12 protein-coding genes are annotated in these 15,010 nt (G+C 65.1%); 4 read left to right on the top strand and 8 right to left on the bottom strand.

Annotation, left to right across the window (positions count from 1 at the left end):
- The first annotated feature begins 92 nt into the window (after positions 1 to 92).
- From AE618_RS01375 to dksA, 3 genes are all read left to right on the top strand, one after another.
- The gene (locus AE618_RS01375; protein WP_054207255.1) at positions 93 to 1,466 is read left to right on the top strand and encodes an MBOAT family O-acyltransferase; all 1,374 of its coding nucleotides are present in this window, start codon (positions 93 to 95) and stop codon (positions 1,464 to 1,466) included.
- Between the two features lie 28 nt (positions 1,467 to 1,494).
- Positions 1,495 to 2,472, top strand: a complete 978-nt coding sequence (locus AE618_RS01370) for a hypothetical protein (RefSeq protein ID WP_248310707.1) — start codon at positions 1,495 to 1,497, stop codon at positions 2,470 to 2,472.
- 186 nt (positions 2,473 to 2,658) lie between these two features.
- Complete coding sequence (dksA, locus tag AE618_RS01365; protein ID WP_054207253.1) at positions 2,659 to 3,081, top strand: RNA polymerase-binding protein DksA; 423 nt, start codon at positions 2,659 to 2,661, stop codon at positions 3,079 to 3,081.
- Between the two features lie 189 nt (positions 3,082 to 3,270).
- Here dksA and AE618_RS01360 read toward each other — a convergent pair whose 3' ends face one another.
- From AE618_RS01360 to AE618_RS01345, 4 genes are all read right to left on the bottom strand, one after another.
- On the bottom strand, positions 3,271 to 5,505 hold the full coding sequence (locus tag AE618_RS01360; protein ID WP_054207252.1) for an ATP-binding protein: 2,235 nt from the start codon (positions 5,503 to 5,505) through the stop codon (positions 3,271 to 3,273).
- Between the two features lie 27 nt (positions 5,506 to 5,532).
- On the bottom strand, positions 5,533 to 6,036 hold the full coding sequence (locus AE618_RS01355) for a hypothetical protein (RefSeq protein WP_054207251.1): 504 nt from the start codon (positions 6,034 to 6,036) through the stop codon (positions 5,533 to 5,535).
- Positions 6,037 to 6,070: 34 nt separating this feature from the next.
- Entirely contained in the window at positions 6,071 to 7,132 is a 1,062-nt protein-coding gene (locus tag AE618_RS01350; protein WP_054207250.1) for an HD domain-containing phosphohydrolase, read from the bottom strand.
- A gap of 323 nt (positions 7,133 to 7,455) precedes the next feature.
- A complete protein-coding gene (locus AE618_RS01345; RefSeq protein ID WP_197280639.1) occupies positions 7,456 to 10,104 on the bottom strand; it encodes a methyl-accepting chemotaxis protein in 2,649 nt (882 codons plus the stop codon).
- A 474-nt stretch (positions 10,105 to 10,578) separates the two neighbouring features.
- On the opposite strand from AE618_RS01345, the gene AE618_RS01340 reads away from it, so the two are divergent.
- A complete protein-coding gene (locus tag AE618_RS01340) occupies positions 10,579 to 11,250 on the top strand; it encodes a helix-turn-helix domain-containing protein (RefSeq protein ID WP_082364899.1) in 672 nt (223 codons plus the stop codon).
- 318 nt (positions 11,251 to 11,568) lie between these two features.
- Here AE618_RS01340 and flgH read toward each other — a convergent pair whose 3' ends face one another.
- Genes flgH through flgF form a run of 4 tightly spaced genes read right to left on the bottom strand, consistent with a single transcriptional unit; the run spans position 11,569 to position 14,983 of the window.
- Positions 11,569 to 12,321 (bottom strand): flagellar basal body L-ring protein FlgH, encoded by a 753-nt coding sequence (gene flgH, locus AE618_RS01335; protein ID WP_054207247.1) that lies wholly within the window; start codon positions 12,319 to 12,321, stop codon positions 11,569 to 11,571.
- Between the two features lie 21 nt (positions 12,322 to 12,342).
- On the bottom strand, positions 12,343 to 13,416 hold the full coding sequence (gene flgA, locus AE618_RS01330; protein ID WP_082364898.1) for a flagellar basal body P-ring formation chaperone FlgA: 1,074 nt from the start codon (positions 13,414 to 13,416) through the stop codon (positions 12,343 to 12,345).
- Between the two features lie 14 nt (positions 13,417 to 13,430).
- Entirely contained in the window at positions 13,431 to 14,219 is a 789-nt protein-coding gene (gene flgG, locus AE618_RS01325) for a flagellar basal-body rod protein FlgG (protein ID WP_054207245.1), read from the bottom strand.
- A gap of 20 nt (positions 14,220 to 14,239) precedes the next feature.
- Complete coding sequence (flgF, locus tag AE618_RS01320; RefSeq protein WP_054207244.1) at positions 14,240 to 14,983, bottom strand: flagellar basal-body rod protein FlgF; 744 nt, start codon at positions 14,981 to 14,983, stop codon at positions 14,240 to 14,242.
- Positions 14,984 to 15,010 lie beyond the last annotated feature (27 nt).

Here is a 15,010-nt window from a genome sequence, read left to right as displayed (position 1 = left end):
CGGACGTCGAGCATTGCGGCGAATCAATTCGCACGCATGACACCTGCCGACGATTCGTCTAATGCGACGCTGGGTCTCCAACCGCGTCAACGATGCTCTTCAACTCCTTCGCCTTCCTGCTCGCCTTCCTGCCGCTGGCGCTTTGCCTGCACGGGCTCGTCGAGCGCTTTGTGCCGGCCTGGCGGCTGGCTCTTCTGCTCGCGCTGTCGCTGGCCTTCTATGCCTGGTGGGACTGGCGCTTCCTGCCGCTGCTCGTCGTCTCGATCACGCTCAACTGGCTGATCGCCGAGGCCTTCCACAGGACGAGGGCCGGCGGGCTGATCACGGCCGCGATCATCGGCAACCTCGCCGTGCTGGCACTGTTCAAATACTTCAACTTCTTCGCCGATCTCGCTGCGATGATTCCGGGATTGCCGGCGCCGAAGCTCGATCTGGCGCTGCCGCTCGGCATCTCCTTCTTCACCTTCCACCATGTCATGTACCTGACCGATCTCAGGCGCGGACAGGCCCCGCGCTTCGATCTCGTACGCTATGGGCTCTACATCGCCTTCTTCCCGCAGGTGCTGGCTGGGCCGCTGGTGCGCTGGCGCGAGATCATGCACCAGTTCGAGGAGCGGCCTTATCGGCGCACTGATGCCGCCGAGCGCTTCGGACGTGGGCTTCTGCTGCTGACCGCCGGCCTCGCCAAGAAGGTCCTGCTCGGCGATCCCCTGGCGGAATACGCCAACCCGGTCTTCGCGGCAGCCGCCGCCGGCAAGGTCGTCTCGGTTGCCGAAGCCTGGCAAGGCACGCTGGCCTTCGCCTTCCAGATCTATTTCGATTTCTCGGGCTATACCGACATGGCGCTGGGGCTGGCGCTGCTCTTCGGCATCGTGCTGCCGCAGAACTTCGAGGTGCCCTATCGCGCCGCCAGCATCCAGGATTTCTGGCGGCGCTGGCACATGACCCTCTCGCGCTTCCTGCGCGATTATCTCTACATCGGGCTCGGCGGCTCGAAGCACGGCCTGCCACGGCAGGTCTGGGCGCTGTTTGCCACGATGGCGCTGGGCGGCCTCTGGCATGGCGCAGGCTGGACCTATGTCGCCTGGGGCGCGGCCCATGGGCTAGCGCTGATCGTGGCGCTGTTCTGGCGCCGCTCCGGGTGGCCGATGCCCGCCATCCTCGGCTGGTTCCTGACCCTCCTGTTCGTGACCCTGTGCTGGGTGCTGTTCCGGGCCCCGAGCTTCGAGGCGGCGCTGGCGATCTACAAGGGTCTGCTCGGCTTTGCTCCCCTCGGCACGGGCTTCAAATGGCGCGCCTTGCTGCCGGCGGCAGCCTTCGCGATCATCGGCCCCACCGCCTGGGCGCTTGTCCACCGGCTGCCGCCGTCCCGCTGGCTGGCGGTCATGGCTGCCGCGCTGTTCGTCCTCATCCTGTTCAAGATCGGCGAAGACGCCAATTATGAGTTCATCTACTTCCAGTTCTGAGCCCGAGACGGCTGCCCCAGGCGCAGCCATGCGCTGGGCGCGCTTCGTACGCACCTTTGCGGTCACGGCAGCGGTCGCGCTGGTCGGCACGGTGGCGCTCGCCTTCCTACTCGACCCCTACGACACCGGGCGCACGCCGCTGACATTCAACGACGGCGTCCGCCCGCAAGGCCCGCGCACCGCCGCCGCCAGCCGGGGCCGAGACCCGGCCTTTCGCGCCGCGATCTTCGGCAATTCGCATATCCAGTTGATCTCGCCGGAGCGGCTGACGCAGGCGACCGGCAGCCCATTCGTCTCGCTGATCGCGCCTGGCAGCCGGCCGAAAGAGGCGCTGGTGCTGATCGACTGGTTCCTGCGCCATCATCGCGGCACGGCCGATGCGCTCGTCATCGGCGTCGACGACTACTGGTGCACGGGCGACCCGGCCCTGCCCGCGGCCCTGCCCTTCCCCTACTGGCTCTACACGGCATCCTTGCGCGACTATCTCGTCGGGCTGATGCGCTTCGACGTGATCGAGGAGTTCCAGCGCCGGCTCGCCTTCGTGACGGCGCGCAGCCCCGAGCGTGCTCGGCCTGACGGCTATTGGGATTACGAGTCGAACTACGCCTCGCAGGGCTATGACGCCGATCCCGCGATCCGTGCGAAACTCGACGGCACGGGCGAGGCCCTGACCCGGAACCTGACCGGGCGCTATCCCGCAGCTGAACAGCTGGCGACCCTGCTCGCCACGGCGCCTGCGACCCTGCCGGTGATCCTTGTCCGCCCGCCCGTCTACCGCACCGCCCTGCCCGCGCCCGGCACACCCGACGCGTCCTCCGAGACCGCCTGCCGCGATGCCTTCGCCGCGCTGGCGGCGAAGCGTCCGCGTACCGCGCTGATCGACTGGCGTCGCGACAGGCCGGAACTGCGCGATCCGAATCAGTTCTTCGACCACAGCCATTATCGCCAGCCGATCGCGCGACTGGTCGAGGCCGACATCGCGGCCGCCCTGGCACGCCTGCGCTGAAAGCCCAAAGGCCGCACCCAGCAGGGCTGCGACGGGCGTGAAGGGCGGCTCTGCGACGGCACGGGATGGTGCTTGGTAACCCGATTGTTCCCGGATCGGTCCCTCGCTATAAGGGCGCCAAATCGGCGGCCCTCCCACGGCAAGGTCGGTGGGCGCTGCGGGACGACCAACTCAGAGAGTGCGCCTATGTCGAAGCAGATTACCCTCGACGCGGACTACAAACCCTCCGACGACGAGCCGTTCATGAACGACCGGCAGCGCGAGTATTTCCGGGGCAAGCTGATGGCCTGGAAGGAGGAAATCCTCAAGGAAGCCCGCGAGACGCTGGTCACGCTGCAGAGCGAGAGCGAAAACCACCCCGACATCGCCGACCGGGCCTCCTCGGAGACCGACCGCGCCATCGAGCTGCGCGCCCGCGACCGCCAGCGCAAGCTGATCGCCAAGATCGAATCGGCCATCGCCCGGATCGACGAGAACACCTACGGCTATTGCGAGGAGACCGGCGAGCCGATCTCGCTGAAGCGCCTCGAGGCCCGCCCGATCGCGACGCTCTCGCTCGAAGCCCAGGAGCGCCACGAGCGCAATGAGCGGGTTTTCCGCGACGACTGAGCTCCCGCAGTCCGCCCCGATTCAAGAGGCCCCGCCCCGGCAGGAAGCGGGGCTTTTTTGCGGGCTGTCGCAAGCCGGCGTCCTTGTCGCCACCCGTCGATCGCGTCGTGCCCCTCGAACATGCGTCGGTGGCAGGACGGGCGCGATCAGCCGACGATGCGTCCTCCCGGACAGTGCGAATGCGCTGGTCTAGGCGCTCCGGCGGGCGATGGTTTGGATGACGTCCCGCTTTGGCGTCGCCGCGTCGCCGTCGATCTCGGTTTCGCAAGCGAGCACCGTCCGCAAGATCGCGGTCTGGAGTGCGGCCATGTCGAACACCGTATCGGTCTCGATCGCATGCTGGGCAGCCTGCGCGGCGGCTTCGACGGCGGTCAATCCGAGCGTTCCGGCCACGCCCTTGAGTGTGTGCACGGCACGGACAGCTCCATGGCGCTCTCCCGAGGCTAAGGCCTTGCTCGCTTCCGAGGCCATGCCGGTCGCTTCCGCCCAGAAGCCGCGCGTCAGCTCGTCGAGCAGGTCGGCCCCGATCTCGCGCCTCAAGGCCCCTCTGACCGCCTCGTCGATCAGCATGCCCCCATCGCCGGCCCGGAGGTGGTCATCGGGCGTCGCATCGGACGTCGTCTCGCGCGATGACGGATGTCCCGGCAGCCATCTGGCGAGAATTCCCGTCATTTTGGCCCGGTTGATCGGCTTCGCGACGAAGTCGCTCATGCCGGCGGCCATGCATTCCTCACGATCACTGGCGAACGCGTTCGCCGTCAGTCCAATGATCGGCAGCGCCGTCCGCCCCTGTGCGCGAATGGCCCGGGTGGCGTCGAGCCCGCTCATGACGGGCATTTGCATATCCATCAGCACCAGATCGTAATGCGTGGCGCCCAGCAGATGGATCGCGATCGCGCCATCGGGGGCGTGGTCGACCTCAAGGCCGCTTCGCTGCAGCAATTCCCTTGCGACGGTGAAATTGACGAGATTGTCCTCCACCACGAGAACGCGGCCGGAGAACCGCTGGTCCATCGGGGCATCGACCTCGGTTCCACGAAGCCCCTTCGACTCGGCCACCGGGCCGACCGGCAAGGTGAACCAGAAGCGGCTTCCACCGCCCTCGCGCGGGCTGACCCCGATGTCTCCCCCGAGTGCGCGGATCAGGCGGCGGCAGATCGCCAGCCCGAGTCCGGTGCCGCCATAGCGGCGGTTGATGGTGATATCGAGTTGGCTGAAGTCCTGGAACAGGCGGTCGCGCGCCTCGGGCGGAATGCCGATGCCGGTGTCCTCGACCTCGACGCGCAATCGGTCCTCATGGTCCAGGCTGCAAGTGAGCTTCACGCAGCCGCGGTCAGTGAACTTCACCGCATTGCCGACCAGGTTGAAGAGAATCTGCCGAAGCCGCGTGGCATCCGTCGTGACGATGGCCTGCGGGTTGTCGACATGCAACGCGATGCCCTTTTGGCTGGCGCGCTGCCCCATGACATTGGTGACGGCAGCGCAGACCTCGCCGAGTTCGAACGGCGCCATCTCGAAATCGACCGCCCCCGATTCCAGTTTCGAGAAGTCGAGGATGTCGTCGATCAGCGCAAGCAGTGTGTCGCTGCAGTCACCGATGATGCCGAGCCTTTCGCGCTGCCCGGCGTTCATGACGGAATCCCGCATGACGTCGACCATGCCGATGATCCCGTTCAGGGGAGTCCGGATCTCGTGGCTCATGGTGGCCAGGAAGATCGATTTGGCACGCGCGCCGGCCTCGGCACGCTTCGCCGCATCGGCGTTTTCGACGCTCAGCCGCTCGAACCGGCGCCGGGCGATGCGGATGAAGTACAGTTGGATGCCGAGATAGGTGACGATCAACGCAAGCGACGCGATCAATGCCGTCATGGCGTTCGCCAACCGGCTATAATCCGCACCCAGCGCCGCGCGATCCTCCACCCTGATGCGCGACTGCGCGAGATTGGACACGTTCAGCAAGCGCTCTGACACTTGCCCGAGGGAATCCAGTTCGACCAGCAACGACGAAATACGATCTGCCTGCTCGGCAGACGGCCCAAGTGCATCGACCAGCGGCGCCAGCTTGAGGATGCGCTCCCGCGTATCCTGCGCCAGCCTGAGGAGTTCGGCATCATCTCCGAATTTTCGAACGTAGTGGTCGCTCGTCAGCACGCTGGTACGGCTGTAGAGGATATCGTAGCGCAGGATGACGTCCGCGCGACGCGCATCCGTGAACCCCCCCGTCAGCTCGCGAACCGCACCAGCGAGCTTCTTGATCTCACGGTCGAGTTGATAGGAGGCCCAGACCGCGTCCTCGCGCACGCTCTCTGCCGTGGCGCGATGGCGCGATCCAAGCGCGGTGAACGTCGCCAGCACGACGCCGCCAAGCAAGAGGCTGATGCAGACGAGCGTCAGGATCCCGAGATTGGACAGGCGGTTCTGCATCGGCTGCGGCCTTGCTCCGACCGATCGTCAGCGCACCTCGATGGACTTGAGCTGCCAGGCCGATCGCCCGAAATAGAGTTCATTGTAGAGCGAGGGCTCCTGGTCGAACGGATAGATCACGAAGATCGGCCCCTTCTCGCGGACGGAGATCGGCTTGCCGTCGATCTTCGTCGCAAGGATGACCGGCCACTTTCGAAAATCCGCAACCGGAATTTCCACGACGTAGTCATTCAGCGCCGTCACCCGCAGCATGGTCCCGGTTGCACCGACGAGATCGAGCAGGGCTGAGCCCAGCGGCCCCTCGAACCGCGTTTTCGCAGGATACCATGGCGTATCGGCAATGGTTGTCTTGGCCGGCAGGGCGTCCAGCATGGCCGCATCCAACGCCACGCCGGCCGCGCTGTTGGAGTTGGCGATCTTTCCGCTGACCGTCAGGATCACGGCCGCTTTCGGCGGAGGGATCTCTGCTGCCACCGCCAGGCTGGCGACGCCAAACAGTGCAAGGCATGCGGCAACGATGCATTTGATCATGACAGAAAGCCTCGTGAACAGGGCAACTTGAAAATCAGCTTGCGAGAGCAACCTGCGCGGCAGGCGGATCCGCGACCGGCTGCATCAGGGCGGCGATCTGGCTCCAGCGCGCCTCGAAAGCCGCCACGCAAGCCGGGTCGAAATGGGTGCCGGCGCCGGATCGAATGAAATCGCGGGCCTCCTCGATCGGCCGTCCCGGCCGGTAGACGCGGTTGGCGCAAAGTGCCTCGAAGACATCGGCGACCGCCGCGATCCGCCCCTCGATCGGGATGGCATTCCCCGAGAGGCCGCGCGGATAGCCCTTGCCGTCCCATCGCTCGTGATGACAACTCGCGATCCGTTCGGCGCATTGCATCAGGCCCGACCGGCCATTCGTCAGGATGGCTTCGCCGATCGACACATGCGTGCGCATCAGCTCCATCTCCTCGTCAGTGAGGCGTCCAGGCTTCTGCAGAATGCGATCCGGGATGCCGATTTTGCCGACGTCGTGCATGGGGGCGGCTGCGTGAATGATGTCGCACTGCTCCTCGTCCAGTCCCAACCCCTCCGCGACGAGCCGGCACAGCGCTGCCATGCGGACGACATGGTCGCCGGTATGGCCATCGCGACACTCGATGGCGCGAGCCAGACGCGCGGCCATGTCGCGGTGGCTGTCGGTGAGTTCCTGCGTAGCCCGCTTCACTGCCCTTGCGAGCCAGACGGCCTTATCTCGCATCGCCGTCTGCGCCTCTCGCAGATTGAGCAAATTCTGCACGCGTGCGCGCAACTCGACAGGCTCGATCGGCTTGCGCAGAAAGTCCGTTGCACCCGCATCGAGCGCGGCGATCCGCGTGTCCCGCTGTTCGTTCGTCGTGACCATGACGATGGGTTGATCGCTGCCATTCGGCAAACGCCTCAACGCGCGGATGAAAGCGACGCCATCCATTTCGGGCATCAGATAGTCGACCAGAACCAGGTCGAATTCAGTGGTTGCGGCTGCATCCAGGGCTTCCAGCGGGTTGGCAAACACGAAAATCTCGTGATCGCCAATATTGTTGACGATGCCGCGCAGGACCATCAGGTAAGTCCGGTTGTCGTCGACAATCAGAATCTTCATGGGCAGTCGCCTTGATTGCGGTCGAGCGCGGCCACATGGCAAATGACATGGCCTGCCCGAGCGTTGTTATGTGCGCACTCGACCGGGTGGCAAAATGACCCCTAGTGCGAGATACTATTCAAATGAACCGACCGGCCTGTTATTCTCCATATTTGCATCATCATCGCGCATTCCTCTTAAAATATGCTCAATCAAGCATCATAAAATGCAAGCAATCAGTCGCGATCTAAAGGAGTTGGACGCTGCGTCATCGCCGTCCGCCTTCCGCCGAAAGGTGAATTCACGCCTTCAGATGCTCAACGGCAACGCCATGGCTTTGCTGTTCAGAACTCTTCCCAACCGGCATCGTTGGCGCGGCCATTCGCGACCTTTCGGGCCGCGGGGCGCGGCGCCGAAGCCGAGGGCTGGGCCTTCGGCGTCGAAAGCTGGGGCGCCTGCGCCCTGGTCTGCACGAAGGCGGCCTCGGCGAGCTGGCGCAGACGCGCAGGCTCTGAAGCGGTCGGCGCCGGCGGGCGATAGGCAGCGGGAGCCCCCGCGCCCTCCTGTCCTGTCCTGAAGGCTGCGACGAGGTCGTTGAGCTGCCCGATGCGGGAGGAGAGGGATGCGGCCGAGGCTGCGCTCTGTTCGGAGAGCGCGGCGTTCTGCTGGGTCATCTCGTCGAGATGGGCCACCGCCTGGCTCATCTCGTCGATGCCGTTGGCCTGTTCGCCGGACGCCGCCGAGATGTCGGCGATGGTGGCGGCGACCTTGCGCGAGGAGGCCAGGATCTGGCTCAGCTGCTCGCCGGCCTGGCGCACCAGCTTGACGCCCTCGCCGACCTCGCTGTTGGAGGAGGAGATCAGCGCCGAGATGTCCTTGGCGGCGTCGCTCGAACGCTGCGCGAGGGTCCGCACCTCCGAGGCCACGACCGCGAAGCCCTTGCCGGCATCGCCCGCACGGGCGGCTTCCACCGCCGCGTTGAGCGCCAGCAGGTTGGTCTGGAAGGCGATGTCGTCGATCACCCGGATGATGTCGGAGATCTTCTGCGAGGCGCTCTCGATGCGCGCCATCGCCGCGACGGCATCGCCGGCAATGGCGCCGCCCGACTGCGCGGCCTGCATCGCCTCGCCGGCGATGGACGCCGCCTGCCGCGAGGCCTGGGCCGAGGCCTTGACGGAGGCCGCGAGCTCTTCGGTCGTGGCGGCGGTCTCCTCGAGCGAAGAGGCCTGCTCCTCGGTGCGCTTCGACAAATCGTCGGCACCCATGTTGATCTCGCGCGCGGCGAGCCCGACATCGGCCGAGGTCACCTGGATCGTCTTCACCGTGGAGGCGAGATGCCCGACAGTGGCGTTGATGCTCGACTTCAGCGAGCCGAGGACGCCGGCATAATCCCCCGAAACGGAGCGGGTCAGATCGGCGCGGGCGACCGAGTCCATCACGTCCGCGAACTCGCCGGTCGCCTTTTCGACGAGGGCCGAGACATTGTTGAGGCCGGCCGCGATCTCGCGGACGAAGCCCTCCTTGTTGTCGAGCGGCAGCCTGGCCGAGAAGTCGCCTTGCTGCGCGGCGCTGACGACCGATGCGACCTCGGCTTCACCCAGCAGTTCCGCTGTCACGTTGCGCCAGATCAAGGTGTGGCCGATCCGCGATCCGTCCTTGGCGCAGATATAGGCCATGTCGACCATGATGGTCTCGGCTGCGATGTCATAGCGCACCTTGCGAACGTCGCCATTGTCGATCAGCAATGTCCGCGAGAGGTTTCCGTTGCCCCGGTAACAGTCGATGTGCTGGCCCATCATCGTCTCTACCGAGAAATCCGGCTCGGCGGCACGGAAGGTCGGCTCTAGGCGCATCAGAAACGCGGCGAGCGAGGCGCTGATGAAGGTGATCCTTTCGTCGGGATCGGTGATCATCAGCATCGTCGGTGATTGGTTCATCGCCGCGACGGTCAGCGCCGTGCGCTCCGACTCCGCCTTGCCACGATCGACGGCCCGCGCGATCTCCCCGATCTCGTTGCGCAACGCCAGATGCGGGACGCTCCCGGAGTAGTCGTTGAGCTGGAAGCGCCTCAGCGCCGCAATGATGTCGGCGATCGGATTGCGGATCGTACGGACGAACACGAGCGCAACGCCGATGGCCAAAAGCGCGCCGAATGCGGCGATCACCAAATCGCGCAGTGCCTTGTTCTGGACGCCGTCGATGCGGACCGTAACCAGGCGGATGAGTTCGGCCTGGACGGCTTGCCAGAGGTCCTGCGCACTCCCGCTGAAGGCCAGGGCGGCGCCGTCGAACTCGATCTTTTTCACCAGGCTGGGCCCGTCCTTCGCGATAGCGAGCCGCAGGTCACCCACGAGTTGGGAGACGCGGCCGGACGCCACCCCGAAGCGGTCCATGATCGGCAGGAGTGACTTGCCCAACGATCCGTCGGGATTGCCGGCGATGCCTGATTTGAGAGAGCCGCGCGCCGCGGCCAATGCGATATCGAAGCGGGTCGCAGCCTCGACGAGGGCGTCATGGGCTGAAACGGACGCTCGGGCGCTGCCTGCCAGATATGGCAGGAGCGCTGTTTCCAGGGCCGCCTTGGCAATGACCAGTTCCGGCAAACGCACGGCGACGACGTCCATCATGTAGTAGGAATCGACATCGGGATCGAGCGTGAGGTTCGAGCCGTCGGCGATCTTCTGGATCGCAGTCTGTCCGGCATCCCAGGCCTTCGCGGCGGCGTTCGGAGCGGCCAGCGCCGTGATAAAGGCTGCGATGGCCTCGCTGGCCTTCAACTCGACAGCGGCCACGCGAACGGCGCTCGTCATGTCGACGGCGGCCTTCAACGCGCTGGCATCTGGATTCGGCGAGGTGCTGATCGACAGCGCGCCCCAAAGCGGATTCAGGACCTTTGCGCCTTCGATCTCCAGCGACGAGAAGGCGACGTCTTTCCGGACCTGCTGCACGAAAAGCAGCGTCAGATGCCCGATTGGCAACATCAGCAGGGCCATGATCGCGGCGATCTTCGCGCCGACTGTGAATGAAGCTATCCGAGCGATGAGTGCTGACATGGCCGTCCCGTGAACCCTGCGATCTTTTGGGAACGATGCCCGAAACGCCTTAATGCGGAATTTAAGAATTTAAATGGTGAAGCAATTAATTGATTTAGATCAATTTTTTCGCAGGCCGCATCTCTTCAGCGACCTTCTCCCTTGCTTCATGGAGCAACTCGTCCGCGCTGAAAGAACATTCTGTCGCCAGGAACGCTACGGAACGCTTGTCGCAATGATGATCCTCCCGGTATGATAAGTTTCGTCCGGTGACCCGGTCAGGTAAAAGCAGACTGACAAAGTTCATTTCTCGCCATGTCCTGGATAAACGTTCCATTTGAATCTTGAAATCTACCGCCCTTCGGCCGTAGAAATTGCCGTGAACGCCAGAATGGCTTCCGCTAATGCCGTAACGTTAATTTAACTGAGAACTGAATGCCAAAAGATGTTATTCCAATATTGAAGACGTTCCCGATGTTTTCTGGCGCCAAAGAGAGCACATTACTGGAGCTTGTTCCCAGCTGTATTTTCCAATCCTTCTCTGCCGGCATCACGATCAATAAAGCGGGACAGGTACCGGACTACGTCTATTGCCTGCGTTCCGGCTCGGTCGAGGGCTGGGCACACCTGAACGACGCCGAAACCATTATCGCCACCTCCTCTGCACCGATCGTGTTCGAGGTCTCCACTGCGATCCAGAACCATCCAAGCGTGCTCTCCATCGTCACGCGAGAGCCCAGCGAAACGATCGCGATCGAAGCCAGGGCGTTCCTCAAGGCGGTGAATGATGACCAGGCCGTCTGTCATGCCGCGCTGGTGCATGCCTCCCGGATCAACCTGCTGATGATCGACCGGCTGCTCGACCACAAGCTGCGTACGGCCGAGCAACGTCTTGGCCAGTGGATTCTCGCCGCGATGGAGAGGAACGGCAACTCTGCAACCGTAAAGATCCATTTTTCCAAGCGCGCTCTGGCCTATGAGCTTGGCATGTCGCCAGCCAATCTCTCGCGCCTCTTCCATGTATTCCGGGAACATGGCGTGGAAATCTCGGGCATGAACATGACGATCACCGACCTGCATCAGCTCAGGCAGCTCGCGCGCGATTGAGCGGCAGGCAGACAGCCGTGGCCTCGAGCGTGAACCGCTGAGGACCGGTTTCTGCAGCTGGCCGGGTCGGTTGATCCAACGCGAAGAGCCCCGCGTCGGGAGGACGCGGGGCTTGTATGCGGCCGCCTGCCCCGAAGAGCTGGGGAGCGTGGGCGGGCGGCCGAGAGCGAGCATGATCCCGCGAAAAGCGGGGGCCTGTTGTCGGCCGGCATCATGCCTCTTGAGGACGGCGGCTCGGGAGGAGACCGCCGGCCGGCAGGCGCGGGAATAAGCGGGGAGCGTTCCGCACCGGCCGGGTTTCGAAAGCAGCGAGCTGCCTTAGAACGGGAGAATAATGTCAATCACCTGCTGCCCGTAGCGCGGCTGCTGGACATCGGTGATCTGGCCGCGTCCGCCATAGGCAATGCGGGCTTGGGCGATCTTGGTCGAGTCGATGGTGTTGTCGGATTCGATATCCTCCGGCCGGATCACGCCGGCCACGATCAGCTCGCGCACCTCGAAATTCACCCTGATCTCCTGCTTGCCGTCGATCACGAGATTGCCGTTGGGCAAGGTCTGCGTCACAACGGCCGCGACATTGGTCGCCAGCGTCTCGGAGCGGTTGACCGAGCCGGCGCCCTCGCTGGAGGCGGCCGAGTCGAGCTTCAGCAGCGAGCCTGCGCTGGCGCCGTCGGGCAGGAACTTGTCGAGCTTGTTCTCGAAGCCGAAGGCGTTGTCGGCGCCGACATCCTCTCCGTTCTTGCGGCTGCGCTTGGTCGTGTTGTTCAGGGTTGCCCTGTCTGTGACCTTGACCTTGACGGTGACGAGGTCGCCGACCTGGCGGGCGCGCTGGTCCTTGAAGAAGGCGCGCGAGCCGGTGCGCCAGAGCGAGTTGGGCGCGAAGGAGGCATGCTCCATCGGCGGCAGCGGCATCTGTATGGGCTTGTAGCCCTTGGTCGCGGTCGGGTCCTCGATCGGCGAGAGCGCGGGCGCCGCGCCGACATTGGCGAGCCGGTCGGCGGCGCCGCAGGCACCGAGCGAGACCCCGAGCAGGAGAACGCTGGAGAGCTTGAAGAGGGAATCGCGGGTCATGGCGTGCTTTCCGTGACGAACTTATTGCGCGCTGGCGAAGCGGCCGGCCGACGACGCCTGGACGGAAATCCGTCCGGGACCGCTGACCGTGCCTTGAAGCACGCGCTTCGACTGGGGGTTGGTGACAGAGACGACATCGCCCATCGCGCCTGCCTCTCCGGCCCGGCCACGCATGGTGATCATCAGGCCTTTCGTCTCGTAGATGATGGTGACGAGATCGCCCTTGCCGACGATCTCCTCGCGCTGGACGTCAGTCGCCCGCAGCGGCGCTCCGGCGATCAGCACGCGCCGCGCCACCTTGTCGATCGCGGCACGCGGGTCGCCGATCAGGTCGCCGGCCTGGCCGTCGCGCGGCCGGCGCTCGATCGCGACATCGGCCTTGCCCAACGTCTCGCCGCGCGCGATCGCGCGCCTGGGCACGACGACCTCGACCGTCTCGACAAGCTGGCCGCCGATCCGTACCGGCTTGAGCCGCATCGCCATGCTGCCGGGCACGGTCACCCTTGCCTGAAGCCGGCGGGCGCGAGCGTCATAAACGAGATCGGTCACCGTGACGTCGCCGTTGAGCTCGGGCTCGACCGCGACTACCGGCGCTCCGCCGTCGATCGCGAGCGCGAAGGCGCGGGCATCGACGCCGTAACGCTCCTGCAAGCCGACCCGCACCGCCTCCTCGATATCAGAAGCCGATATGCGCCGCGCCGCGCGGGTGACCACGACCTGAGCCGAGCCATGGCTCTCGATTTCGCCCGCGGTGGCGATGATCCCCGCCGCAATCGCGGCGTCGACGATGCGGGCGACCTGGATGGTGCCGGTCTCGCCCAGCGCGGGCGCGCGGAAGGCCGGGGTCGCAGCCGCCTCGGCGCCGACACCGGCGATGAGGTCGCCGAAGCTGACGATGTCGCGCATCAGCGTGAGTTCGGTGCGCAGTTGCAGCCTGCGGGGAAGCTGCGGCGGCGAGGCCTGACCGGGCGCGACCTGGCCGGCAGTCAGCGCCGCGACTGCAACGGGATGCTCGGCTGCGCCGCGCGGCGGGGCACCGAGCGCGGGAGCGGCCAGCAGGATCAGGGTGGCCATGCAGAGCGGGGAACGGATCATGATGCGCTCGCTCCTCAACCGCGGAATATCGCGGACGTCGCCGACAACATCTGGTCGGCGGCGGTGATGACCTTGGAGTTCATTTCGTAGGCGCGCTGCGCCGCGATCAGCGAAGACAGCTCCGTGACCGCTTGGACGTTGCCTTCTTCGAGATAGTTCTGCTGCAGCGTGCCGAAGCCCTCGCCACCGCCGACACCGTCGATCGGCTGGCCGGAGGCAGCCGTCTCGACGAACAGGTTGTCGCCGATCGATTCCAGACCGACCTTGTTGACGAAGCGCACGAGCTGCAGCTGGCCGAGCTGCTGCGGCGCCGTCTGGCCGGGCAGCAGCACCTCGACCGTGCCCTGCGCGTTGATGTTGACGTTGGTGGCGTTGTTGGGAATCGTGATGCCAGGCTCGATCTGATAGCCGTCGCGGTTGACGAGCTGCCCCTGCGCGTCGAGGTCGAACGAACCGTCGCGTGTATAGGTCGTGCGCCCGTCGGGCATCCGGATCCTGAAGAAGCCCTCGCCGCGGATCGCGACGTCGTACTGCTTCTCCGTCGAGGACAGGTTGCCCTGGCTCATGATGCGGCCGGTCGAGACGGTCTTGACGCCCGAGCCGACGAAGGTTCCGGCCGGAACCTGCGTGCTATCCGAGCTCGCGGACCCTGCGCGCCGGAAGTTCTCGTAGAGAAGATCCTGGAAATGCACGGTCTGTCGCTTGTAGCCGGTGGTGCGTACGTTGGCGATGTTGTTGGAGATGACCTGGACGTTGAGTTCCTGGGCCAACATGCCGGTCGCTGCAGTCTGAAGGGCGCGCATGGGCTTGACTCCTCTCCGGGTCAGGCTTGCTGGTCGGCGAGGCGGGAAATCGCCTTGCTGCGCAGCTCGTCGGTCTTCGACATCATCGTCGCCATGCTCTGATAGGAGCGCTGCACCTCGATCAGACGGGTCATCTCGATCACCGCCTTGACGTTCGATCCCTCTTTCGCACCCGCCTCGAGGCGGGCCTCGGGTCCGGCGGCGACCGGAGCGGTCGGCGAGGAGAACAGGTTGTCGCCCTCGCTGACCAGAGCGCGCGGATTGGCGAAGCGCACCTGGCGCAGCTTGCCGCGGATGCCCTGGTCGGTGGAGACGGTTCCGTCCGCGGCGATCCTGGCGTTGCTCTCGCTCGAACCGAAGGTGATCGGCCCGCCCTCGCCCAGCACCGGCTGGCCGGTCTGCATCACGAGCTGGCCCCGGCCGTTGATCTCGAGCGAACCGGCGCGGGTATAGCGCTCCCCACCCGCCGTCTGGACGGCAAGGTAGTTGTCGCCCCGCAGTGCCACGTCGAGCGGGTTGCCGGTCCGCTCGACCGTGCCCTGCGACAGGTCGATCGGCGTGCCCTTGTCGATGACATAGGAGAGCGGCCGGTCGCGTGGCGCGAAGGTCTCCGCGCTGGCCTTGGGCATGATGAATTCGTTGAAGCGCGCCGAGCGCGCCTTGAAGCCATTGGTCCCGACATTCGCCATGTTGTTGGCGATGACATCCAGCTCACGAGCCAGAGCAATCTGACGCGACAGGCCGACGAGAAGCGCGTTCTCCACGGCATAGTCTCCCGATGTTCGTTCCGC

This window comes from Allobosea vaviloviae (assembly GCF_001298265.1).
In the GTDB taxonomy this organism is placed as follows: domain Bacteria; phylum Pseudomonadota; class Alphaproteobacteria; order Rhizobiales; family Beijerinckiaceae; genus Allobosea; species Allobosea vaviloviae_B.
The sequence above is the reverse complement of the archived record's forward strand: the minus strand, read 5'-3'. Positions and strand labels throughout refer to the sequence as shown.